Genomic DNA, 22,466 nt, shown 5'->3' with positions numbered 1-22,466 from the left:
CGGCCTTGGACCTATTCGATCAGAAACAGGGAATCGCCGAATTCGACGGGGGAAACATCCTCGACATAGACGGCAGAGAGTTTTCCGGATTTCGGGGCCGTGATCGGATTGAAGGTCTTCATCGCCTCGACCAGCATGATCGTATCACCCTCTTTAACTTGCGCGCCGATTTCTGCGAACGCGTCAGCGTCTGGTGAGGGGCGCAGATAGCATGTGCCAACCATCGGGGAGGTCACGGCGTCGGGATGGCCATCCTTGCTCTCGACCGCCGGCATGGGCGCAGGTGCGGACGGCGCCTGAGCAGGCGCAGCGGCGGCAACTGGGGCTGGCGCACTGGCCGCGATCATTTGCGGTGCAGCGCTAGGGGAGCCGTTCTTGGAGACCCGGATCTTCAGGTCGCCCTTCTTCATTTCGATTTCGGTCAAGTCGGTCTGATCCAGAACTTTGGCGAGTTCCTTGATCAGTTCCAGATCGTTATTGCCTTTCGAGGCGGCCATGATGGGTCTCCGTGCCGAAATTATCCGCCCCCTTTAGCGAGTTTGAGCGCCGCTTGCAGCCCTAAAAGATAAGAGTTTGCACCAAAACCACTAATCGTGCCGGTTACGGCCTCGGAAACAAGCGATCTACGGCGAAAACTCTCCCGCGCAGCGGGTTGCGAAAGGTGAACTTCAACTGCAGGTATGGGGACGGCCTTGAGGGCGTCATAGATTGCGACCGAGCTATGGGTGTACGCAGCGGGATTGAGGATGATGGCGTCGGCGGACCTACCAGCCTCCTGTATGAAAACGACCAGTTCGCCCTCGACGTTGGATTGATGAAACACGATGGTAGCATCACCCGCAGAGGCCCTGACCATCGCTTCGATATCTTCAAGCGTCTGCGAGCCATAGACCTCCGGCTCTCTCGTGCCGAGCAGATTGAGATTGGGGCCGTTGATGATGTGAATGACTTTTGGCATCGCCGTCTTTGCGCAAGTGAATGTGCGTGTTAACGCCCGCGCCCCGGTCAAACAAGCGACAGAGACGATGCATCTGATCATAAATGGTGAAAATCACGACGATTTGCCCGATGGCCTCACCATCGCAGGGCTGATCGCGCATCTCGGATTGCCGGAAAAGAAAATTGCGATCGAACGCAACCTTAGCGTTGTTCCTAAGTCGAGTTTCACCAATGTGAGGCTTGAAGACCATGACGTTCTCGAGATCATTCACTTTATCGGAGGCGGCTAAGTGTCTGCTGTAAAAAAAGATGTCCTGACGATTGCGGGGCGGGACTACATGTCTCGCCTGATCATCGGGACCGGAAAATATGCGGATTATCAGCAGAATGCCGATGCGCTCGACGCGTCCGGCGCTGAGATTGTGACTGTTGCGGTCCGGCGCGTTAATCTGTCGGACCCATCCGCGCCGATGCTGGCTGATTTTATCGATCCGGATGACACGACCTATCTACCCAATACGGCGGGTTGCTTTACTGGAGAAGACGCCGTGCGAACCCTCAGGCTGGCGCGCGAGGCGGGCGGCTGGGATCTGGTAAAACTGGAGGTTCTGTCCGACCCGAAACATCTTTATCCAGATATGGAGGAGACGCTCCGAGCCATGAAGCTCCTCAAAGAAGATGGTTTCGACGTCATGGTCTATTGCTCGGACGACCCGGTCTTTACGCGAAAGCTTGAAGATATGGGCGCGGCGGCCATCATGCCGCTGGGCGCGCCGATTGGGTCCGGGCTTGGCATACAGAACCCCGTCAATATCCGGTTGATTATCGAACAATCATCCGTCCCGGTCATCGTCGATGCCGGTGTCGGAACGGCGTCGGACGCGACGATTGCGATGGAACTGGGCTGTGACGGCGTCCTGATGAACACGGCTATCGCGGAAGCGAAAGATCCGATTCGCATGGCCCGCGCCATGAAACATGCTGTGATTGCGGGTCGTGAAGCCTATCTGGCAGGCCGGATGCCGAAGAAACGCTATGCCGACCCCAGCTCGCCTCTGGCCGGTCTGATCTGATCCGTTCAGATTTGATCATGTCCAATCTGAAACCAACAACACCGCTTTGCGTAGAGCTATCATGACACGTTTATTCATGCCGATTATCCTGACGTCGTTGGTCATCAGCGCTTGCGCCTCCACGGCTGATGATACGACCTTTCGGGGTGAGGACACGATGAGCGTCGAGCAGGCGGTCGTGACGCCAGTCAATGATCTCGGGCTGGATGATATCGATATTCCTGAGGCCTTGCTCTCACTTGAAAACCCTTATGCGGAGACTCCGGAAACCTGCTCTGCGCTCTCCGAAGAAGTCGTCGCACTCAATGCCTTGCTGGGTGAAGACCTCGATGTTCCCGAAGATGAAGCAGAACGACGCGAACGCTTGGCTCTCAATGCATCATCCAGCGCCATCGGCAGCATTCTGATTCCCTTTCGCGGCGTCGTCCGGGCCGTATCCGGTGCGGCCAGTAATGAACGCGATGCCAGAATGGCCTATCAGCGGGGTCTCGTTCGTCGGGCCTATCTGAAAGGCATGGCTGGTCCGATGGGCTGCGATCTCTAGTTTTTGCGACAGACATTCTGACTGGAAGTCGCCGCGCGTCCGGTCTATGGGCGCGTCCTTCGTCGACCGACCTTCAAGCAAAGCTCTATGTCTACCGTTCTGCTCGTCATCCTTCTTATCATCTCGGTCATCATGACCGGCCTGATCCTGATTCAGCGCTCCGAAGGCGGGGCGCTGGGGATTGGCGGCGGCGGTGGCGGCGGTGGATCGGGTTTCATGTCAGGCCGCGCAGCGACCACATCCGTTGCGCGCATGACTGCGATCCTCGGCACGATCTTCCTGATCCTGTCGCTGCTTCTGTCTGTGGTTTTCGCGCTGGAGACGAACAATACGTCACGGCTCGATGGTAACGACGTGGATGGTGCTGTCGCAATCGATACTGAAACTGGCGAACCTGCAGCCGACGAATCCGCAACCGACGAGTAGTCGTTCCATTCGCGGGACGGCCTGAATCCTATTCCTACGTTTCACTTAACTGTGCACAAACGAACTGGTGGGTTGACGTCGACCCCGGAGTCACCCGATGGAATTCATCCGTTGGATGTGACCACGCCCCAGCGGATACATCCTGCGTATTGATAGTCTTCATGTGACCACGGATCCATTTCGTGGGCTCAGCTAGGTTCGTGGACATTATGGGTTCTTCCCCGCGCTATATCTTTATTACGGGCGGCGTCGTGTCGTCGCTGGGCAAGGGCCTGGCGTCGGCGGCATTGGGCGCTTTGCTGCAAGCGCGCGGCTACAAGGTCCGTCTGCGCAAGCTGGATCCCTATCTGAATGTGGATCCGGGCACGATGAGCCCCTATCAGCATGGCGAAGTCTATGTGACGGATGATGGTGCCGAAACCGATCTCGATCTCGGCCACTATGAACGGTTTACCGGCGTTTCAGCAACGCAAGGCGACAACATCACGACGGGGCGGATTTACTCCGACATTATCGCCAAGGAGCGTCGGGGTGACTATCTGGGCGCAACAGTTCAGGTTATCCCGCATGTGACGAATGAAATTAAGAACTTCGTTCTGTCGGATGCTGGCGATGTCGATTTCGTCCTATGCGAAGTCGGCGGAACGGTAGGGGATATTGAGGGCTTGCCATTCTTCGAAGCCTTGCGCCAACTGGGTCAGGAATTGCCTCGTGGACAGTGCTGTTTCCTGCATGTGACTCTTCTGCCCTATATTGCCGTTGCCGGCGAAATGAAGACCAAGCCAACCCAGCACTCAGTCAAAGAGCTTCGCTCGATCGGCATTCAGCCTGATATTCTTCTGTGTCGGTCGGAACGTCCGATCCCGGAAGGGGAACGACGCAAGATTGCGCGTTTCTGCAACGTCCGCGAATCGGCCGTCATTCAGGGCCTTGATGCGGAGTCGATCTATGCCGTTCCGCTGGCATACCACAAGGAAGGGCTGGATCGGGAAGTCCTGGCGCATTTCGGTGTCGAAACCCCGCCCAAAGCCGATCTCGCTGTCTGGCAGGAGATTCACCAGACCTTGTCGAACCCGGACGGAGACGTAAAAATTGCCGTCGTCGGCAAATATACGGTTCTGCCCGATGCCTATAAATCGATCACCGAAGCGCTGGTACATGGCGGCATAGCCAATAACGTAAAAGTCCGCATTCGCTGGGTCGAAGCCGAAGATTTCGAAGCCGGCAATCCTGAAGACGTGCTCAAAGGGGCGAACGGTATTCTGGTTCCAGGCGGGTTCGGTGAACGTGGGACTGAAGGCAAGATCAAGGCCATTCAGTATGCCCGTGAAAAAGACATACCCTATTTCGGCATCTGTCTTGGCATGCAGATGGCCGTGATCGAAGCGGCTCGTAATCTTGCCGGCATCAAGACGGCCAGTTCGTCGGAATTTGGCGATGACGGGGAAAATATTGTCGGTCTGATGACAGAATGGACGCGCGGCAATGAACGGTTCGAACGCAGCAATACGACCGATCTTGGCGGGACCATGCGTCTCGGCGCTTATCCGGCGCGTCTTGAAACGGGGTCACTTGTGGCCGAGGCCTATGGGGTCGACCAGATCAGCGAGCGTCACCGTCACCGCTACGAAGTCAATATAGACTATCGTGCGGTTCTGGAAGAAGCAGGCTTACGTTTCTCAGGTCTGTCTCCGGACGGGGTTCTGCCTGAAATCGTCGAAATTCCCACTCATCCCTGGTTCGTCGGCGTGCAGTTTCATCCCGAACTGAAAAGCCGTCCGTTCGACCCGCACCCACTCTTCGATGGTTTCATCGGTGCGGCGAAGACGCAAAGCCGTCTTGTCTGATCCCGAAGCTTCTACCTCACTCAACTCTCACGAGAAGTTGTTGCCAAACAATCGTTAAGCGGTTGACCTGAAAGCGGTCGCGGCCTTTAGCGCGCAATCATTGCTACACCTTTCGAGAGTCCCCATGACATCCCTAAAACTTACAACCGCCGCATTGAGCGCGGTTCTCATGGCTGGGACCAGCCTGACACCGGCCCATGCACAAGACGTTACGGACGAGGTGATCGTGACCGCGCAAAAGCGGGAGCAAAGCCTTCAAGACGTCCCGCTGTCTCTTGATGTCGTCCGGGGCGAAGAGCTCGATGTCATCAGCTCCGGCGGTGAAGACATTCTCTTCCTGTCGGCCCGCGTACCCAGCCTTTATGCTGAAGGCTCTTTTGGGCGCACATTTCCGCGGTTCTATATTCGCGGCCTCGGCAATACTGATTTCGACCTCAATGCGAACCAACCCGTCAGTCTGGTTTACGATGGCGTCGTACTCGAAAATCCGATCCTGAAGGGATTTCCAGTTTTCGATCTGGACCGCGTCGAGGTACTTCGCGGCCCACAGGGCACATTATTTGGGCGCAATACGCCAGCCGGTGTAATCACGTTCGAAAGCGCGCGACCGACCCGTGAAGCCGAAGGCTATATCCGGGCTGGCTATGGCCGCTTTGATACGGTGGATCTGGAAGGGGCCGTTAGCGGTCCGCTTGGCGATAAGGTTTCGGCCCGTCTGTCGGGCCTGTTTCAGAGCCGTGGCGACTATGTCGACAATGTTGCGCCCAATCCATCCGAATCCGGCTTTGAGGAGTTCGAGGAATATGCTGGTCGCCTTCAATTCCTGTTCGAACCCACTGGCACGACAGATATTCTGCTGAACCTGCATGGTCGCAAACTGGATGGCGGATCACGGACATTCCGCGCCAATGCCATTCAGCCCGGCACGGGTGGCCTTGTCCCGGGCTTTGATCGATTCACAGCGGCACAGGACGCAACACAAATCCTGAATGTCGAGAACCTTGGCGCGTCCCTGACCATTGACACGGATTTTGGCAAAGGCACGCTGACGTCGATTTCTGCATTTGAAAGTGTGCGGGTCGATGCGCGCGGCGATGTTGATGGCGGCTTCGGTGCGGTCTTCGCTCCGCCTTCAGGGCCGGGATTCATCCCGTTCGCGGCAGAAAGTCAGGACAATATTACAGGCCACAGCCAATGGACGCAGGAACTGCGTTACAATTTCGATGCAACGGATGCATTGAACGTGACGCTAGGCGGCTTCGCGTTTTTTGAAAACCTCGAAATTGAAAGCCTGTCCTTCGACACGTTGTTCGGTGGCGGTGTCAATGGCCGCGCCGTGCAGGATCAGGACACGGAAGCCTTTGCCCTGTTCACATCCATGGAGTTGCAGGCCAGCGAACGGTTAACGGCAACAGCCGGTTTGCGTCTGTCGCTTGAAAATAAGGATTTCGTTGCGTCGCGGACCATCGGCCCGTTCGGCTCCGGCACGCTTGGTCCAGTGTCGCAGGATCTGGACGATACGGTCGTGACCGGTGATTTGGCCCTCAACTACGCCGCCAATGAAGCGCTGAACCTGTTCGCCCGTTATTCACGCGGTTTCCGCGCCCCAAATGTGCAGGGACGGATCGTGTTCGGGGACGCCGTGACAGTCGCCGATACGGAGACGATTGACTCCTTTGATGTCGGCTTCAAATCACGTTTTCTCGATGGGCGCGGAACCCTGAACGCGACGGTCTTCTATTTCGAAACGGATAATCAGCAGCTTACAGCCGTTGGCGGGGCCGGGAACTTCAATCAGCTTCTCAATGCCGACGCTGTCAAAGGTAGTGGTCTGGAAGTGGATGCGAGTTTCGATCCGACGGATCATGTCGAACTGACAGCGGGCTTTTCGATCAATGACACGGAGATTCAGGACACGGCGCTCGAAGTCGGACCGTGCGGCGCACCCTGCACCATACTGGACCGGGTTAATCCGGTGACAGGGAACGCGCTAATCAATGGAAACAGCCTGCCGCAGGCGCCGAAATATATCGCCAATGTTTCGGCGCGCTTCGGACTGCCTGTCTCGAATGCGGGCGAACTCTTCGTCTTTACGGACATGGCCTATCGTAGCGAAGTGAACTTCTTTCTGTATGACAGCGCAGAGTTCCGCAGCGACAGCCTCACCGAGGTCGGTCTAAGAGGGGGTTATGTCCATAATGATGACTTCGAAATCGCTGCCTATGTCCGCAACGCCTTCGGCGTGACGGAACTGGAAGGCGCTGTGGATTTCAATAATTTCACCGGCTTCATCAACGAGCCCTCCATCTACGGCGTCGAAGTCACAAAGCGCTTTTAGGCGACAGTCATTTCGCCAATATGAACCCGCGCTTGGGCGCGGGTTTTTTTATGAAATGTTATGAATTTGATCTCTCTCGGTCAAAATTCAGATTATTTGTTGACCTGACAATACCCCATCGACAGTTGAAAATTATAAGTCTGAGGGGAACATCTAATGAAACGAAGAAACGCTGCAGTCGCTTTAGGGGCCATGTTCGCGACTGCCTGCGCAACCGCCAATGTCAAGAATGCCAGTTCTTTCGACGAACCAAGACAATCCGTCAAAGTTCTACAGATGCCGGTGGATGCCGAAGTCTATTTCGTCAAACTCGGTGCATCCGACTTGAGAGCAGACTGGACGGAACAGGTAACCGAAAATTTTACGCAATCGCTTCGAGAACATCTCGAAGCAACAGGTGAGACCGTCATTGAGTTCGAACCTTACGCGGGGCAGATCGAAGACATCGACCAGCTCCTTCTGCTTCAACAGCAAGTGACAAATACGATGGGCAGGCATGTTGTCCCTCTGCTGCCTGGCACGCTTCTGACTCCGCTTCCTCATGCGGAGGGGCAATTGATGACCTACTCGCTCGGTGAGGATGCAAAGAGCCTGTACGATGCAACTGGCGCAGATTATGCAGCTTTTCTGACGAACCGCACGTCGATCGAAAGCGGTGGCTCGGTCATGACTAAGTTGCTGATCGGTGGGGTAACAGGCTACACACCGGGTCTGTCGTCGTTTCGCGGGACCTATGTGTCTCTCGTGGATTTACAGACAGGGGATGTCGTCTGGATACGCGCACAGTCGGGCACGGCTTTTTCAGGATCCGATGCGCGTGATCCGGAAGGTGCCGATCGCGTCGTGAAGGCCATCATGGATCAAGGTCCATTTACGGATGGCGAAGTCGATGAAAGCTGATCGCGTGCTGAGCCGCATTTTGCTGATATCAGGCTTGGTATGTTCTGTCGCTGCGTGTGCGACGACAGATGCCGGCTCGCGAGCGGTCGGGGCCGGTATTCAGGACTCGTCAAGTCGTCTTGCTTCGCTGGAATATCAATCGAACAAGTTCGAAGACGACGTACGTTTGTCTGGAGGGCGGATCAAAGACCCCGGATTAATAACCTATGTCGACTCGCTAGTTCAGAAAGCTGCGGGAGAGTATGCCGGGGAGCTCCGAGTTTACCTTATCGAAGCGCCTGTTTTTAATGCCTTTATGTTACCCAATGGCGCGATGGCCGTTTACTCGGGTCTTATGTTGCGCGCCGATAGCGAGGCGGAATTGTTCGCTGTTCTTGGTCATGAGTTTGGTCATTACGTAGAGCAGCACTCGCTAGAGCGCGTAAACCGGGCTGAGAATACCAATAACGCGATGACTTTCGTAAATGTCGCGACACTTGGATATGCCAGTCCACTCGTTCTTTTGGCCGGTGTCGGGGACTATTTTTCCTTTTCACGGGAACAGGAGTCAGAAGCCGATCTGATCGGCTTCGACCGGATGGTCGAAGCGGGTTATGTTGCTGAGGCTGCATCACGGATATGGAGTAATCTTCAGGCCGAAGAGCAGGCATCCAGTAACAAAAAACGCCGAAAGCGGGGCAATCGTTCACGATCGGCCTTGTTCGATTCACACCCGACACCTCAATTGCGTTTAGACGCTCTAAGGGAAAAAGCGAACGGGCTCAGAAACCGCTCACAGAAGGATAATGCTGCAGCCTATCGGGCCCGCATAAGACCATTCCTGCTAGATTGGTACACAGTCGAGCTACAGATGCGGGACTATGGAGCCATTCTGAATCTACTCGAGCGTAAGCGTAGCTTTGATGAAGATTTGGGGGTGCTGGATTATGTGGAGGGGCGTGTTTACATGCTTCGCAACAATGAAGGCGACCATGCCAATGCCATAAGGGTTTGGAAGCGAGGTGCAGAACGTCCTGATGCGCCGCCTGTCCTTTATCGGGATCTTGGCGACCTCTATCAGAAACTGGGACGCGAAGATGAAGCCCGTCAGGCTTTTCAAAGCTATCTGGAAGCTGCGCCTGACGCGCCAGACGCAGCTTTGGTCCGCTCCATGATGAAAACCTAGGAAATCCGATGAAATTGAAAACGAAAATCCTGTTTCTATCAGCGGCAGCGTTCCTGTCGGCCTGTGCGACAGGGCCCGTGCTTGCACCGTCTGGCGCATTCGTCGCAGAGCCCTTTACGCTAAATCTGAACCAGAATTGGAGTGCCTTTAAGCGCAAGAGTGAAGGTGTGCAGGGTGCGGCATTAACCCGTGAAGGCTTGGATCTCAACATGCTTGCGGTCTACATGATCGAAGAGGGACACGATCTGAAAGCGGGAAAAGGCGGCACACAAGAAGAAGTGGACTACAAATCCGGCATGTCACAGCTTGAGTTGGTTGAATTCGCGACGGCGTCACTAGCGTCACTCGATATGAAAAACATCGAAGTTTCTTCGGTCGAGACAACGACGTTTGCCGGCGAAGACGGTGTCGGGTTCGATTTCCAAGGTTTCTATGAGTTAGGTTTGGCAGCCAAAGGCATTATGCGGGTTTCTGAAACTGACATGGGTTTGGCCATGGGAATTTATGTTGCACCTACGCGTGTCTATTATGATCGGGACGCAGAGGAGGCTCGACGTGCCCTGACGTCGGCACGCTTGTAGGAATTCTGTAAGGTTCGAATTGGTTTGGCCCGTGCTTAGGCGCGGGTTTTTTCTTGGCAAAATATCCCGGTCTTGTGATCGGTTCGGCGATGACCTTGCGTCTCAGGCCTGATAGCCTTCGAAAAAATCTTCTAAGGGGACCTTCATGTATCGTCAATTTCTGCTCGGCTCTGCCGCTCTATCTATCGCGTGTCTGATGTCGCTCACAATGGCGACGCCTGCGCTGGCGGATGAGGAGTCGGATGCCAAAGAAACATGGGACGTCACAGATCCACCGGGCGAAAGCCGTAAGATCAAGATCGACGTGACCGAAGGGACCTGGATGAGTCTGGACGTATCGCCGGACGGACAGACGATCGCCTTCGACATGCTCGGCGATATCTACACTATGCCTGTTACCGGCGGCACGGCGACAAACATTGCATCTGGTTTTGCCTGGGAGATGCAGCCGCGTTTCTCTCCGGACGGGAAACGGATCGCCTTTACCTCCGACCGGGCCGGGGGCGACAATATCTGGACCATGAATGTCGATGGCTCAGAGATGCAGCAAGTCACCAAGGAGAGCTTTCGCCTGCTGAACAATCCGACATGGCATCCATCCGGAGATTTCATCGCGGCGCGCAAGCACTTCACGACGTCGCGTTCGGCCGGCGTTGGCGAGATCTGGCTCTACTCGACCAAGGGTGGTTCAGGCGTTCAGCTCGTGAAACGCCCATCCGAAGCGCATCAAAAGGAACTGGGGGAGCCCATGTTTACGCCGGATGGCGACGGCCTCTATTATAGTCAGAACATTACCTCCGGTCCGATCTTCGAATATGCGCAGGATTCGAACACGGAGCTCTTCCAGATCAAGCGCTATGACATGGTGACTGGGGAGACCACGGTCGCAGCTGGCGGGCCCGGCGGCGCAACACGTCCAGCCCCGTCACCAGATGGCAAGTATCTGGCTTATGTCAAACGGGTCCGGGCGGAATCCAAGTTGTTCATCCGTGATCTCGATAGTGGTGAAGAGCGAATGATCTTCGATCATCTGGATCAGGATTTGCAGGAAACATGGGCCATCACCGGAGTCTATCCCAATACGGATTGGTCACCGGACAGTCGGTCGATCTATTTCTGGGCGCGTGGCAAGATCCATCGCTATGATATCGACACGGACTCGATCGACCATATCGAGTTTCGCGTGAACGATACGCGTGACGTACTCGATGCCCCGCGTCCAATGGTCGACGTCGCGCCCGACACCGTTCAGTCCGAAATGCCGCGATTTGCGCATATTTCACCGGATGGCAGTCGTCTGGTTTTTGAAAGCCTCGGGAAATTATATCTTCGTGATCAGCGTAGTGGACAGATTGACCGTCTGACGTCGCTCGGCGATAACGTCAGAGAACTCCATCCCGCTTTTTCCCGGGATGGTCGCTCCATCGTTTTCGTTTCTTGGACTGATGCCGATCTCAGCACGATCCACACGATCGATCTGTCGTCACGGGCGATATCCGACGTCACGACACGCAAGGGGCACTACCGGAACCCAAGACTGTCGCCATCGGGCCGTATCGTGACCTATGAAAAACGTCGCGGCGGAAATCTGGTCGATCCGAAATGGAGCGATAATACAGGGCTGTTCATTCAGTCTGTTACCGGCGGAGAGCCGAAGCGGATTGCAACATCAGGCTCGGCTCCGCATTTTGACGGCGCCGAGAACCGAGTCTTCTTCACACGGTCGGCTAATAGCTTACGCGAACTGGCCAGTGTTGACCTTGCCGGGACAAATGAACGCGTTCATGCGACCAACACGATGGCGCAAACTTTTGTCGTCAGCCCGGACGGTCGTCAGGTCGCATTCCGGGAAAACTATAATCTCTACGTCATGCCGATGCTGCCGGGGCCGCAATCCGTCTCGGCGGGGCGGTCCAGCAAGGCACTGCCCGTCACCAAGGTGAGCGAAGGTGGCGCGACCTATCCGAGTTGGACAAATCGCGGCGAACTCTACTGGACCCTCGGACCAACGGTCTTTTCAGCCACATCCGCGCAGATGGCCGATGAGGATTTCGAGCCTGTGACCAAGGGTGAGACGCTTCGTGTCTCTGTGGCAGCAGACAAACCAGACGGGCGCATCGCCCTGACCAATATCCGTATCGTGACCATGGAGGGGGATGATGGCGGTGTGATCGAATCCGGCACAATTCTGATCAATGGCGACCGCATCGAATCCGTAGGCGAATCCGTACGCATTCCGGACGGGGTCATTGAAGTCGATCTGTCCGGCAAGACCGTCACGCCAGGGTTTATCGATGCGCATGCGCATGGCCCGCAGGGCGTAGCCGGACTTGTGCCGCAGCAGAACTGGGAGACAGTGGCGACACTCGCACTGGGTGTGACCACGATCTTCGATCCGAGTTCCAGCGCCGAGCTGATATTCCCGGCCGCTGAAATGCAGCGCGCAGGCAAGCTACTAGCCCCGCGCATCTTCTCGACGGGCGAAGTGATCTATGGAGCCAAAGCGCCAGGCTTTTATGCCTCGATCGAAAGCTATGACGACGCGAAGGAGCACGTCGACCGCCTTGCCAATCAAGGCGCACTCGCTGTGAAAAACTATAACCAGCCGCGCCGCGACCAGCGTCAACAGGTGGTGGAAGCCTCGCGTGAAGCCGACATCCTTGTCGTTGCGGAAGGCGGGTCGCAATATCACATGGACATGTCACTCGTTCAGGATGGCAACACGTCCGTGGAACATAATCTGCCGCTCTACGCGATCTATGATGATGTCGTGCAGATGTTCAGCCAGACCAATGTCGCTTACACGCCGACTCTGGCCGTGACCTATGGCGGTGTGCGCGGTGAGGACTATTACTATCAGACGACTGAGGTCTGGAAGCATCCGCTACTTTCGCGTCACGTTCCGCCGACAATCCTGCAGCCGCGCTCTGTCCGGCGTCAGATGGCTCCGATTGAGGATTATGCCGATGATGATGCAGCGGCTGTGTCCAAGGTTCTGATGGAAGCGGGCGTTCCCGTCAGCATCGGTGCCCATGGCCAACGTGAAGGTCTTGCGGCGCATTGGGAAATGCAGAGCTTTCAGCGTGGCGGTATGAGTCCGTTACAGGCCCTCATGACCGCGACGACGGAACCGGCACGACATCTCGGCATGTCGAATGACATCGGATCCATCAAGGCGGGTAAGCTTGCCGATCTTGTCATTATGGACAAGGATCCGCTGGCCGATATTGCGAATGCGGAAAGCCTGACACATGTGATGATTGGTGGGCGGCTTTACGATAGTTCGACCATGAATGAGGTCGCGACTGGCGATGCCAAGCGCTTGCCTTACTGGTGGGAAGACTGATCAGAAACCACGATCTGTAAGCCAGTCCAGAATGGTGGTGTTCACCGCCTCTGGCTGGTCCCACATGGCCCAGTGACCGCAATTCGGAATCGTGACCCGCGTCAGATCAGGCACGGTTTTCACCATTGGGTCAGTCACGCTGGGTGGCAGGAAGAAGTCGTTGGCTGGACTGATCATCAAAGAGGAAACCTCGATCTGTGTGCTGAGCCCTTTGGCAAGTTCCCAGTTCGCCGTTGTGTTCCGGTAATAGTTCATTCCCGGAAGGAACCCGTTTTTGCGGTAGGCGTCCGTATAGACGGCGCGCTGTTCCGGTGTGACGACCATCTTGCCATTGTCCGGCGCACCTGCGGCCAAATAGTCGGCAAAGCGGCGAGGCAGCTCTGTCAGTTCAGGCGTCAGTTCGACCCCATCGGGTGAAGTCCTGAACATCATCCGGAAGAACGCGTCCGGATTGGAATTGAATAAGGCTTCGACCGCATCCGTCCGGTCCCGAAACTCGACGAAATAGTGGTTCTTCCCATAGCGCTTCTCGAAAATCGCCATCGGGTCAATCGGCGCGCGTCCGACATGAGGTGTGCTGATCGATATTGCCGCGATCGTCCGTTGCTTGAGCATACGCACGACGTGCCAGAGAATGATCCCGCCCCAATCGTGACCGAGCATGATCGCTTTCTGGATCCCGTAATGATCGAGAATCGCTTCGACATGGCCGACAAGGTTGGCGATGCCGTAATGATTGACCGCTTTCGGCGCGTCAGAATGCCCGTAACCTAGCAGGTCGTAGGGCAGGGTACGATAGCCCGCATCCCGCAGAGCCGGCACCGTCGTCTGCCAGCTATAAGCCAGCTCCGGCCAGCCATGGATCATCAGAACGGGTGTGGCTGTTTCGGGCCCATCCGGGTAGGTCGCGAGTTGGAACCCATCACAGCTTACGAACGTAGGATCGTTATAGTTCATGGCGCGACAATGGCGTATTCACGCCATCTGCCAACCGCAAAAATGCCTTGCGGGGACGGGGAATTGCCACTATGTCCCCGACCGAACGCAGGCTCCGCGGGCAACCCGGGGCCTTTTGCTATTGAAACGACACCCTCGATACACTGCATCGTATCGAACATGAAAGAGAGTTGAACCGACACATGGTCGAAATCTACGTCCGCCAGAACAATGTCGATCAGGCCCTTCGCGCGCTGAAGAAAAAGCTGCAGAATGAAGGCATCCTGCGTGAGATGAAGTCTCGCAAACATTATGAAAAGCCATCTGAGAAGCGGGTTCGCGAACAGGCGGAAGCCGTTCGTCGTGCGCGCAAGCTGGCGCGCAAGCGGGCTCAGATCGAAGGTCTGATCCCGAGCAAGAAGAAGCGTCGCCGCTAGATTTTGCTACCTATCTGATTGAAGAAGCCGTCCGCGAGGGCGGCTTTTTCTTTGGGAGTTTCCATGTCCGACGCGCAAGACTTGATCGAAAGCCTGGCACTGCAACCGCACCCCGAAGGCGGATTCTATCGTGAGACGTACCGGGCGGAACTGACCGTCAATACGCCGATGGGGCTGCGGCCAGTCGGTACATCGATCTTCTATCTTCTGTCGGGCAAGGATGTGTCCCGTTTTCACCGGATCGATGCCGACGAAATATGGTTTCATCATCGGGGCGGACCGCTGATCATCTATTCGCTGGATGCGGATGGATCGATACGGTCGGAGCGTTTGACAACAAGTCATCCGCAAATCCTTATCAAGGCCGGTGTCTGGTTTGGAGCGGCGCTAGAACAACCTGATGACTATTGTCTGGTCGGTTGCACCGTCATGCCGGGCTTCGAATTTGCCGGGTTCGAGCTGGCTGACAGTGACCAATTGCTTGCCGGCTGGCCCGATGCAGAAGACTGGATCGAGCGCTTGACCTAAGCCGCAACAGGTTCGCTGACAGGGCCGCCGACAGCCTCATACGGATCGAGTCCGGCTTCACGCATCTGTCTGTGGACTTCCGGGTAGACGGTCATAGGAGTGATATTCAGCATCTCCCGAACATCCTCGATGGGGCGTGGCAGCAGATCCATTAGATCGTGAAGCATGATATTCTCGGCAGCTTTTCCCCGCCGCGCCGCTTCGCGAATGGACCCAAGGACAGGTGCGCCTTTCGGAGCCCAGCGTTTGACCTCAATTGCGCCCATATAGGCGATGAACTGAATGCCGAGACCGGACGTTTGCTGATAGCTATAGGCCAGTACGCTGGTCTCGCCGAGCGCATCGCGTCCATATCCGGTCAGGACATGCAGCATGTCATGCGTGTCCCGGGACCGATTATTGTACCATTTGAATTCGGGTGTCCGCTGATCGTCGATATCCTTTGCAAAGCGGTCGAATTCATCAACCAGACCCTGTGCGGTCAGGCCTTCGCGATCCATGAAATTGCAATAGGCGTCCGCCAGGGAGCCTTTCGGCATTGCGCGGAGAATGTCCCGATTATCAAGCAGTTGCGGGAGATAACGACGCTCTTCAAACCGTTTACGCCCTTCAGGGTGGGCAAGAAACCGATTGAATGCCTTGTATAAGTCATTGCCATTCAATGCGTTGGTAATGTGAAAGACTTGCGACGTATCTTCCTTATCGGCGATCAGATTGCGAAAATGGCGCATCGCCTTCACCCAGCAACGGGGAATGCGAGGGACTTTGATCTGATCAGGCGTCATTGATGTCATTCTGCATACATAACCGCATGAAATCCTAGCTCAACCCTCAAAGACTGTATGACGGTCGTTCGCGCATGCGTGCCATATAGTCATGGATGGCGGCGTTATCGCCATCCGGTTGAGCCTTCACCCATTTAGAGAAATCGAACACGACCGTCATTGTGATATCTGCCATGGTGTAATGATCACCTGCCACATAGTCGGTAGCTGTGAGGTGTGTTTCCATATCTTCGAAGAACCAGGCGAGCCGTTTGCGTCCTCTATCGGCCAAGGCTGAGATCTGTTCCAGATTACGCGGGCCGGGCAGGGCACGGTCCTTCATGTGCGGCGAGCTATTACGCAGTATCTCAGCAATGGCGAGCAACCCCTCCATCGTACAGCGGAAGTCCCACTCCAGCACACGCGCTTTTTCCAGAGCAGTCCTGCCCATCAAGGGCGGATCAGGGTGAAGGGCCTCGACATAGGCGGCGATTGCCAGATTCTCGGTCAGAATATTACCATCTTCTGTCATCAGTGCCGGAACGGTCGCGCGTGGATTGACCGCACGATAATCGGGCGACATCTGTTCGCCGGAACGCAAGTCGATCTCCACCGTCTCCCAGTCCAGGCCTTTTTCCGCCATGAACATCCGTGCGCGACGCGGTGAAGGGGCGGTCGAGCAATCATAAAGCTTGAGCATGAGCAGGCTTCTCCGTAAATCCTGTTCCATGTTGTCGACTTCTTCAGGCGCGATCAAGGCGTCTCTCAAACCCATGGTCAAATCATTAGGGGACGGGTTTACTGTCCGCCGTGCGCTGCCCTTTGTCAGTCAGCGGTCCGTTGGTCCGTGGGTCTTTTTCGACCATTTCGGTCCTGTGGACTATGATCCAGGAGAAGGCATGGATGTCAGGCCGCACCCGCATATCGGGATCGCGACAGTGACTTATCTGTTCGAGGGTGAGATCTGGCATCGTGACAGTCTCGGTAATTCCATGCCCATTCATCCGGGGGCTATCAACCTGATGGTCACGGGTAACGGGATGGTTCATAGTGAGCGGACACGCGATACGCTGCGCGCAGAAGGGTATCGGTTGCATGGGTTGCAGCTCTGGCTAGCGCTGCCAGATCATGAGGAAGAGCGCGACGCCAGCTTCCATCATCATCCAGCGGACACAATACCGGTCAGAGCACTTCCCAATGGCGCCAATATCCGCATCATGATGGGATCCGCCTTCGATCTGACGTCCCCGGTCGAGACGTTCTCGGAGACGGTTTACTACGAAGTCGACCTGCCGGATGGGGCCACCATAGACCTGCCATCCGCCACGGAAGCCGCGATCTATGTCGTCGAAGGTGCGCTCGAAATTGGCGATGCGACATCAGACCCATTCATTCTGTCGGTTCTGACGCCTGGCGAACATCCGGTCACGGCGCGTGGCCGTACACGGTTTGCTGTCGTTGGTGGAGACCCTGTTGGGAAACGATTTATGAAATGGAATTTTGTATCGTCCCGGCGAGAGCGTATCCGCAAGGCGGCCGAAGCCTGGAGAAATGGAGACTTTCCGACTGTTCCCGGTGATGAAAGCGACTTTATTCCGCTCCCTGAGACAATGGTATTCTGATGCGACTCTTACTCATCCTCACCCTTTGCATCAGCTTTCTGACCGCAGCGCCCGCCTTCGCACAGAATGTTACAGGCGTTTTCGGGCCAGTCGTGAATGTAGACGATCATAATGCTGAATATCGTGCAGCAGCTGTGATCGATGCACCTGGTGACAATGCGAAATGGGCACAACGCTTCCACTATGAACGCGCCCTCAGCGGGAATTTTCGTCTACGCGGTATTCTTGCATTGCGCGAAACTGCGTCATCCGATTTCGACTATGATTTTGCACGGCTCGAAGCGGTCTGGCAGATTACCCCGGACGGCAAGGATTATCAGACGGGCCTGCGTTTCGAAGCGCGCACGCGCGGCGATGGCCGCCCAGAGGAAGTTCGTATGAACTGGCTCAACCAATGGTCCCTGCCGGGTAACTGGCGAGCCCGCGCCGTCATGATGAATACGCTTCAGGTCGCGCAGCGCACCAATGATGAACTGCAGTTTCAGGGACGTTTCGAACTCTCCCGCAAGCTACCTGAAAATGGCGTCAGGCTTGGTTTTCACAGCTATGTCGATTTTGGCGATACGGGCGGCATCCATGTCTTCAAGGGTAATAAAGCCGAAATCGGCCCCTTTATCGAATTTGATCTGACGGATCAGGTCGCAATCTATCTGGGAACATTGCATGGCCTGACCGATGCAGCGGATGACAACCAGGTCCGTATTTTCATAGAGCGTGCATTCTAGGAGCGCGCTGTCTAGGCCACGAAGAGTTGAGCAGGATCTCTGAAGCTTTTGAATTCCAATGCATTTCCACTGGGATCGAGGAAGAACATTGTAGCCTGCTCGCCGGCTTCACCTTCAAATCGCAGATAAGGGTCGATGACGAATTCCGTCTTCGCTTCGACCAGACGATCTTTCAAAGCGTTCCAGGCTTGCCATTCGAGAACCGCCCCGAAGTGCCGGACCGGGACATCCTTGCCATCGACCTGATTGGTCGCAAGAGATTCGGGTTCATTGCAGACATGCAGGCTGAGTTGATGACCGAAAAAGTCGAAATCGATCCAGCGCTCGGCTTCCCGCCCGACAGTACAGCCTAAGACGTCGCGATAATAGCGTCGGGCTTCCTCCTTGTCCCGAATGGGGGCCGCGAGATGAAAGGCCAGAGCTGTCATGGATTGTCCCGTAAGTCGTAGGTCGCGTTTATGACCGCGGCCCGTAATCATAATCGCCGCCGCGCTCCAAGGCCCGCCGATAGGCCGGACGAGCCCAGACTCTCTCGACATAATCGTTGCACGCGTCATAACCCTTCAGACGCCCGCGCGCTTTTGCAGCTTCCAGCGGGAAGATCATCGCAAAATCGGCTCCGGTAAGGGAGTCCCCAGCGAACCACTCGTTTCGGATCAATGTATATTCGCAATAGTCGAGAACCTTGCGTATTTCGTCCATGATCATGGGCTGGATCGGCGTGGCTGCGTCACCGAGAAAACCCGTATAAAGCGCGAGCAGAAGCGGCAGCATGGCCGAGCCTTCGGCAAAATGCAGGAAATGGACGTAATCGACATAATCCTGCGTCCCTTTGTCGGGACGGAAACGGCAGTTTCCGTCCGCATCGGCTCCGAACTGATCCAGCAGATAGACGATGATCGCGCCTGTCTCCGCAATGACAAGGTGATCATGTTCGATGACCGGACTTTTGCCGAGCGGGTGAATCGCTTTCAGCTCCGCGGGCGCGCGGCTTGTATTGGTATCACGCTGATAAGCCCGGATGTCATAGTCAGTGCCGAGCTCCTCGAGTAGCCAGAGGATCCGCTGGGACCGGGAATTGTTCAGGTGATGAAGCGTCAGCATGGAAAAGGCCTAAGCGCCGCCCCGTGATCAGGCAACCGGTTTCGGGCCGTCATCTCCGCGAAAATCAAGTGTAACGGTCCGGTTGTTCCGGATGATGTTAACACTATTGGATTGCCCTTTAATCAGTCCGCGCAGCATGCGGGCATCGACACTCAACGCGTCAGCAGTCGTGGTCCCTTCCTGATAGACATAGATGCTATCGCCTTGAACCTCCGCGCCAATAAGTGTGAGCGACACAGGCTGACCGTTTTCCAGCAACGCGAAGCTGCTCTCCGTGTAAAGCGCCAGTTTCGCACGCGACTGGAGTGACATCAGATCAGGACGCTCGATCAGGCCGGCCTTGTAGAGCGCGTTCTGCGCGTCCTGAAGATGGTAGACATGGATGATGGATAGCTGGCCGTTGGCCTCAATGCGGATTTCGGTCTCAGTACGCGCCAGGCGATGCGCAAAAGCCGGCACAGTGTAGGAACCGGCCAGAGCCAGAGCGAGGTACGCCTGAATCATGCGGCGTCTATTCACCGTCACGGCCCAGCATCCGGCGAAGCGTGTCACGTAAGGATGGGCGTTCCGTTCTTGTCTCCGTCTCCGCGTCTTGGAGGGCGTCATCACTTATGTCGGGCTCGGCATCTGGATCATCCTCGGACCGGCGGAGCGGCAGATCCTGCGTCGTGTCTGCCGGGCCTCCAGCCGATTCATCCTTGCGTAATTCTCTCAACATGTCGGCCATCATGCTGCGGCGGGATGCGTTCGACTTGAACGCAGTCAGACGATCCGAGCGGACAGATTGCGGAAAGGCGTTATCGGAAAAATCCGCGTCAGCCGTCTGGTGGGCGGCGTCCAGTATGATCCCTGTAATGCGTTTGTTGCGAACGATCAGTTTCGTGACGGACTTGGAATTCCGTCGCCAGATTTCCGCAGGCACCATCATTTCTTCGGTCGTGCCGTCCGCAAAGCTCAGCGTCAGGGGAAGGGGTGAAATCAAGCCTCCTTGATTTTCAAAGTCGACGAAGTAGAAATACTCGCCGTCTTCCATTGCGCGGTCATAGGCGGCGCGTTCCCAATCCCGGAGCCCATCAACCCAGGCCTTGAACGTATTGCGGTCTGCATTCGTCACCGCGAACTTGTCGTTTTCATTGTAGAAGTCGTTCAGGTCCTCGAACCGTTCGACACGGGTCGTCAGACCCTCCTCGCGGTTGCGACGCTGCACGATGTTCTCGGGATAGCGCACTAGGTCTTCGTCGCGATCCGCTGTCTTCTCAACGTCGGGGTCATTCGTGCCGACCTGATATTCACGTACGCTCGTGATCGCCATGTCGACATGATCGGTCCCGTAGAACCAGCCGCGCCAGAACCAGTCGAGGTCGACAGCCGAGGCATCTTCCATCGTTCGGAAGAAATCCTCCGGCGTTGGGCGTTTGAACTTCCAGCGACGACTATATTCGCGGAAAGCGAAGTCGAACGCTTCACGTCCCATCACGGTTTCGCGCAGGACGATCAGGGCAGCGGCAGGTTTGGCGTAGGCATTTGGACCGAATTGCAGCACGGAATCGGACTGTGTCATGATCGGCACCTGATTGGAACTGGTCATGTAGCGCGTGATTTCATCCAGCGGGTTCTGCATGTTGCGCCGGATTGGGAAGTTTTCCTCCCACTCATATTCCGCCATATATTCGAGAAAGGTGTTGATCCCTTCATCCATCCAGGTCCAGCGACGTTCATCCGAATTGACGGTCATCGGGAAGTAGATATGTCCGATTTCGTGGATGATGACGCCGATCAGGCCATATTTGGTGTCGCGTGAGTAAACGACTTCGCCTGACTTTTCGTCTTCATAGGGACGGTAGCCATTAAAGGTGATCATGGGATATTCCATCCCGCCGCGTTCCCAGGCATTGACACTTTGCGATGTCGGATAGGGGTAATTGAACGCGAAACGGTTATAGACATCCATGGTATGTACGACGGCTTGGGTCGAAAAGCGGGACCAGATCGGATCCGCCTCCTTAGGGAAGAAACTCATAGCGAGGACTTCGGGGTTGTCGGCATCGTCCTGCTCGAAGATCATCGCGTCCCAGATATATTTGCGCGATGATGACCAGGCGAAGTCCCGCACATTATCAGCTTGAAAACGCCATGTTTTTGTCCCGCTTTCTTTGATCTTCTCATTCTCGACCGCTTCTTCGGGTGTGACGATATAGATCGGCTCTTTCGTTCCCGCTTCGTCCAGACGACGGCGTTGTGTCGGCGTCAACACGTCGCGCGGATTCTGCAAAACACCCGTGGCAGAAACAATGTGATCGCTTGGAACCGTCAGGTCGACCGAATAGTCACCAAATTCTAGCGTGAATTCTCCGCGGCCTAGGAACTGCTTATTCTGCCAGCCGGTATAGTCGGTGTAGGCGGCGAGACGAGGGAACCATTGCGCGAGAGCGAAGATATGGTTGTCGTCATCCTCGAAATATTCGAACCCGCCACGACCGCCAACAGCGACCTCGTCGATGATATTATGGTCCCAATCGACCTGAAAGCTGAACGTTTCGCCGGGGGCAAGGGGTTCAGGCAAGTCGATCCGCAGCATCGAGTTGTTGAGAAATGTTGGCAAGGCTTCGCCATTCATCGTCGCGATTTGTCGAAATTCGAACCCGTAGGTCCGATCCTTCATGGCCTGATTATAGCGGAGCTGTCCGAAGCTGATCCGATCCGAAGATCCGCTGGCATCGCCACGGCTGGTCCCGGACGCGGCGGCTGTTGCACTTTCGCGCGCCAGGCTCCCGTCCTTGAAGCGGTTCTGATCAAGAGCCAACCAGATATAGGTCAGTGTGTCGGGCGAGTTGTTGACATAGTCTATGTCCATCTCGGCGGAAATGCGCTGCGTGTTTTCGTCCAGCGTTGCGTCAATGTCGACATTGGCGCGTTGCTGCCAGTAGCCCGGACCGGGTGCACCGGACGCAGACCGATAGATATTCGGCGCGCGGAACTCTGTTCCCATCTGACGGAACTTAGCGACGGCATCCATCTCGCTACCTGCAACTCCGCGTGCGGGACCATCGGTTGCCATGGCCGACGTCGCTGACATGAGCACAAGTGCAGCCGAGGCGGCTACGGCACGGATCGTATATCCAAACATGAAATGTTCCTTCATCCAGCGCATCCCAACGCCTTCTATGGGTTATAATATCACCATTTCGATG

General features: G+C 55.8%; 23 protein-coding genes. 14 read left to right on the top strand and 9 right to left on the bottom strand.

The features are described 5' to 3' along the window. Positions 1 to 11 precede the first annotated feature (11 nt). Together accB and AB6B39_RS10120 are read right to left on the bottom strand one after the other, a co-directional pair. The gene (gene accB, locus AB6B39_RS10125; RefSeq protein WP_284370760.1) at positions 12 to 497 is read right to left on the bottom strand and encodes an acetyl-CoA carboxylase biotin carboxyl carrier protein; all 486 of its coding nucleotides are present in this window, start codon (positions 495 to 497) and stop codon (positions 12 to 14) included. A gap of 20 nt (positions 498 to 517) precedes the next feature. Beyond that, a complete protein-coding gene (locus AB6B39_RS10120) occupies positions 518 to 958 on the bottom strand; it encodes a type II 3-dehydroquinate dehydratase (protein WP_284370761.1) in 441 nt (146 codons plus the stop codon). Here AB6B39_RS10120 and thiS point away from each other — a divergent pair. The 10 genes from thiS (at position 945) to AB6B39_RS10070 (ending at position 13,159) form a co-directional block, all read left to right on the top strand. Then, a complete protein-coding gene (gene thiS / locus AB6B39_RS10115; RefSeq protein ID WP_284370763.1) occupies positions 945 to 1,229 on the top strand; it encodes a sulfur carrier protein ThiS in 285 nt (94 codons plus the stop codon). The genes AB6B39_RS10120 and thiS overlap by 14 nt on opposite strands. After that, positions 1,230 to 2,012 carry a thiazole synthase gene (locus AB6B39_RS10110; protein ID WP_284370765.1) on the top strand — a complete coding sequence of 261 codons (783 nt, stop codon included), beginning with the start codon at positions 1,230 to 1,232 and terminating at the stop codon, positions 2,010 to 2,012. It begins immediately after the preceding gene. Positions 2,013 to 2,073: 61 nt separating this feature from the next. Beyond that, positions 2,074 to 2,556 (top strand): hypothetical protein, encoded by a 483-nt coding sequence (locus AB6B39_RS10105; protein WP_284370766.1) that lies wholly within the window; start codon positions 2,074 to 2,076, stop codon positions 2,554 to 2,556. A gap of 87 nt (positions 2,557 to 2,643) precedes the next feature. Beyond that, the gene (gene secG / locus AB6B39_RS10100; RefSeq protein ID WP_284370768.1) at positions 2,644 to 2,982 is read left to right on the top strand and encodes a preprotein translocase subunit SecG; all 339 of its coding nucleotides are present in this window, start codon (positions 2,644 to 2,646) and stop codon (positions 2,980 to 2,982) included. Between the two features lie 209 nt (positions 2,983 to 3,191). Further along, positions 3,192 to 4,829 (top strand): CTP synthase, encoded by a 1,638-nt coding sequence (locus AB6B39_RS10095; RefSeq protein ID WP_284370771.1) that lies wholly within the window; start codon positions 3,192 to 3,194, stop codon positions 4,827 to 4,829. A 124-nt stretch (positions 4,830 to 4,953) separates the two neighbouring features. Beyond that, positions 4,954 to 7,167 carry a TonB-dependent receptor gene (locus AB6B39_RS10090; RefSeq protein WP_284370773.1) on the top strand — a complete coding sequence of 738 codons (2,214 nt, stop codon included), beginning with the start codon at positions 4,954 to 4,956 and terminating at the stop codon, positions 7,165 to 7,167. Positions 7,168 to 7,323: 156 nt separating this feature from the next. After that, the gene (locus tag AB6B39_RS10085) at positions 7,324 to 8,067 is read left to right on the top strand and encodes a hypothetical protein (RefSeq protein WP_284370776.1); all 744 of its coding nucleotides are present in this window, start codon (positions 7,324 to 7,326) and stop codon (positions 8,065 to 8,067) included. Further along, positions 8,057 to 9,232 carry a M48 family metallopeptidase gene (locus AB6B39_RS10080; RefSeq protein WP_284370778.1) on the top strand — a complete coding sequence of 392 codons (1,176 nt, stop codon included), beginning with the start codon at positions 8,057 to 8,059 and terminating at the stop codon, positions 9,230 to 9,232. Before AB6B39_RS10085 ends, AB6B39_RS10080 begins: the two co-directional genes overlap by 11 nt. 8 nt (positions 9,233 to 9,240) lie before the next feature. After that, positions 9,241 to 9,813, top strand: coding sequence for a hypothetical protein (locus tag AB6B39_RS10075; protein WP_371398551.1), 573 nt, complete (start codon positions 9,241 to 9,243; stop codon positions 9,811 to 9,813). A gap of 145 nt (positions 9,814 to 9,958) precedes the next feature. After that, a complete protein-coding gene (locus AB6B39_RS10070; RefSeq protein WP_284370782.1) occupies positions 9,959 to 13,159 on the top strand; it encodes an amidohydrolase family protein in 3,201 nt (1,066 codons plus the stop codon). Here AB6B39_RS10070 and AB6B39_RS10065 read toward each other — a convergent pair whose 3' ends face one another. Beyond that, positions 13,160 to 14,116 (bottom strand): alpha/beta fold hydrolase, encoded by a 957-nt coding sequence (locus AB6B39_RS10065; protein WP_284370785.1) that lies wholly within the window; start codon positions 14,114 to 14,116, stop codon positions 13,160 to 13,162. 182 nt (positions 14,117 to 14,298) lie between these two features. On the opposite strand from AB6B39_RS10065, the gene rpsU reads away from it, so the two are divergent. Together rpsU and AB6B39_RS10055 are read left to right on the top strand one after the other, a co-directional pair. Continuing rightward, the gene (rpsU, locus tag AB6B39_RS10060; RefSeq protein WP_284370786.1) at positions 14,299 to 14,532 is read left to right on the top strand and encodes a 30S ribosomal protein S21; all 234 of its coding nucleotides are present in this window, start codon (positions 14,299 to 14,301) and stop codon (positions 14,530 to 14,532) included. Positions 14,533 to 14,595: 63 nt separating this feature from the next. After that, the gene (locus tag AB6B39_RS10055) at positions 14,596 to 15,060 is read left to right on the top strand and encodes a cupin domain-containing protein (protein ID WP_284370788.1); all 465 of its coding nucleotides are present in this window, start codon (positions 14,596 to 14,598) and stop codon (positions 15,058 to 15,060) included. On the opposite strand, the gene AB6B39_RS10050 is transcribed toward AB6B39_RS10055, so the two are convergent. Continuing rightward, positions 15,057 to 15,854 (bottom strand): Coq4 family protein, encoded by a 798-nt coding sequence (locus AB6B39_RS10050; RefSeq protein WP_348520148.1) that lies wholly within the window; start codon positions 15,852 to 15,854, stop codon positions 15,057 to 15,059. The genes AB6B39_RS10055 and AB6B39_RS10050 overlap by 4 nt on opposite strands. Positions 15,855 to 15,891: 37 nt before the next feature. Further along, positions 15,892 to 16,524 (bottom strand): glutathione S-transferase family protein, encoded by a 633-nt coding sequence (locus AB6B39_RS10045; RefSeq protein ID WP_371398550.1) that lies wholly within the window; start codon positions 16,522 to 16,524, stop codon positions 15,892 to 15,894. Between AB6B39_RS10045 and AB6B39_RS10040 the strand changes: the two genes are divergently transcribed. Beyond that, positions 16,523 to 17,446 (top strand): pirin family protein, encoded by a 924-nt coding sequence (locus AB6B39_RS10040; protein ID WP_371398549.1) that lies wholly within the window; start codon positions 16,523 to 16,525, stop codon positions 17,444 to 17,446. The two genes, AB6B39_RS10045 and AB6B39_RS10040, sit on opposite strands and share 2 nt — an antisense overlap. Then, complete coding sequence (locus AB6B39_RS10035) at positions 17,446 to 18,171, top strand: hypothetical protein (protein ID WP_284370795.1); 726 nt, start codon at positions 17,446 to 17,448, stop codon at positions 18,169 to 18,171. The genes AB6B39_RS10040 and AB6B39_RS10035 overlap by 1 nt, the downstream gene beginning before the upstream one ends. Positions 18,172 to 18,182: 11 nt before the next feature. Here the strand turns inward: AB6B39_RS10035 and AB6B39_RS10030 are convergent, their stop codons facing one another. The 4 genes from AB6B39_RS10030 to AB6B39_RS10015 are packed head-to-tail and all read right to left on the bottom strand — an operon-like array spanning position 18,183 to position 22,402. Next, positions 18,183 to 18,599 (bottom strand): VOC family protein, encoded by a 417-nt coding sequence (locus AB6B39_RS10030; protein ID WP_284370796.1) that lies wholly within the window; start codon positions 18,597 to 18,599, stop codon positions 18,183 to 18,185. Positions 18,600 to 18,627: 28 nt separating this feature from the next. After that, on the bottom strand, positions 18,628 to 19,275 hold the full coding sequence (locus tag AB6B39_RS10025; RefSeq protein WP_284370798.1) for a glutathione S-transferase family protein: 648 nt from the start codon (positions 19,273 to 19,275) through the stop codon (positions 18,628 to 18,630). 27 nt (positions 19,276 to 19,302) lie between these two features. Continuing rightward, complete coding sequence (locus AB6B39_RS10020; protein ID WP_284370800.1) at positions 19,303 to 19,779, bottom strand: DUF6702 family protein; 477 nt, start codon at positions 19,777 to 19,779, stop codon at positions 19,303 to 19,305. 7 nt (positions 19,780 to 19,786) lie between these two features. Next, positions 19,787 to 22,402 (bottom strand): M1 family metallopeptidase, encoded by a 2,616-nt coding sequence (locus AB6B39_RS10015; protein ID WP_371398548.1) that lies wholly within the window; start codon positions 22,400 to 22,402, stop codon positions 19,787 to 19,789. Positions 22,403 to 22,466: the final 64 nt, after the last annotated feature.

The organism is Algimonas porphyrae (assembly GCF_041429795.1).
GTDB classification, from domain to species: domain Bacteria; phylum Pseudomonadota; class Alphaproteobacteria; order Caulobacterales; family Maricaulaceae; genus Litorimonas; species Litorimonas porphyrae.
Note: the sequence above shows the minus strand (reverse complement) of the source record. Positions and strands in the feature narration are given on the sequence as shown.

Bases quoted from the DNA above. Each gene is read 5' to 3' on its own strand.
- accB (WP_284370760.1), bottom strand. From the start codon at position 497: ATGGCCGCCTCGAAAGGCAATAACGATCTGGAACTGATCAAGGAACTC.
- thiS (WP_284370763.1), top strand. From the start codon at position 945: ATGACTTTTGGCATCGCCGTCTTTGCGCAAGTGAATGTGCGTGTTAAC.
- AB6B39_RS10120 (WP_284370761.1), bottom strand. From the start codon at position 958: ATGCCAAAAGTCATTCACATCATCAACGGCCCCAATCTCAATCTGCTC.
- AB6B39_RS10105 (WP_284370766.1), top strand. From the start codon at position 2,074: ATGACACGTTTATTCATGCCGATTATCCTGACGTCGTTGGTCATCAGC.
- secG (WP_284370768.1), top strand. From the start codon at position 2,644: ATGTCTACCGTTCTGCTCGTCATCCTTCTTATCATCTCGGTCATCATG.
- AB6B39_RS10095 (WP_284370771.1), top strand. From the start codon at position 3,192: ATGGGTTCTTCCCCGCGCTATATCTTTATTACGGGCGGCGTCGTGTCG.
- AB6B39_RS10090 (WP_284370773.1), top strand. From the start codon at position 4,954: ATGACATCCCTAAAACTTACAACCGCCGCATTGAGCGCGGTTCTCATG.
- AB6B39_RS10085 (WP_284370776.1), top strand. From the start codon at position 7,324: ATGAAACGAAGAAACGCTGCAGTCGCTTTAGGGGCCATGTTCGCGACT.
- AB6B39_RS10080 (WP_284370778.1), top strand. From the start codon at position 8,057: ATGAAAGCTGATCGCGTGCTGAGCCGCATTTTGCTGATATCAGGCTTG.
- AB6B39_RS10075 (WP_371398551.1), top strand. From the start codon at position 9,241: ATGAAATTGAAAACGAAAATCCTGTTTCTATCAGCGGCAGCGTTCCTG.
- AB6B39_RS10070 (WP_284370782.1), top strand. From the start codon at position 9,959: ATGTATCGTCAATTTCTGCTCGGCTCTGCCGCTCTATCTATCGCGTGT.
- AB6B39_RS10065 (WP_284370785.1), bottom strand. From the start codon at position 14,116: ATGAACTATAACGATCCTACGTTCGTAAGCTGTGATGGGTTCCAACTC.
- rpsU (WP_284370786.1), top strand. From the start codon at position 14,299: ATGGTCGAAATCTACGTCCGCCAGAACAATGTCGATCAGGCCCTTCGC.
- AB6B39_RS10055 (WP_284370788.1), top strand. From the start codon at position 14,596: ATGTCCGACGCGCAAGACTTGATCGAAAGCCTGGCACTGCAACCGCAC.
- AB6B39_RS10050 (WP_348520148.1), bottom strand. From the start codon at position 15,854: ATGACATCAATGACGCCTGATCAGATCAAAGTCCCTCGCATTCCCCGT.
- AB6B39_RS10040 (WP_371398549.1), top strand. From the start codon at position 16,523: ATGAGCAGGCTTCTCCGTAAATCCTGTTCCATGTTGTCGACTTCTTCA.
- AB6B39_RS10045 (WP_371398550.1), bottom strand. From the start codon at position 16,524: ATGCTCAAGCTTTATGATTGCTCGACCGCCCCTTCACCGCGTCGCGCA.
- AB6B39_RS10035 (WP_284370795.1), top strand. From the start codon at position 17,446: ATGCGACTCTTACTCATCCTCACCCTTTGCATCAGCTTTCTGACCGCA.
- AB6B39_RS10030 (WP_284370796.1), bottom strand. From the start codon at position 18,599: ATGACAGCTCTGGCCTTTCATCTCGCGGCCCCCATTCGGGACAAGGAG.
- AB6B39_RS10025 (WP_284370798.1), bottom strand. From the start codon at position 19,275: ATGCTGACGCTTCATCACCTGAACAATTCCCGGTCCCAGCGGATCCTC.
- AB6B39_RS10020 (WP_284370800.1), bottom strand. From the start codon at position 19,779: ATGATTCAGGCGTACCTCGCTCTGGCTCTGGCCGGTTCCTACACTGTG.
- AB6B39_RS10015 (WP_371398548.1), bottom strand. From the start codon at position 22,402: ATGTTTGGATATACGATCCGTGCCGTAGCCGCCTCGGCTGCACTTGTG.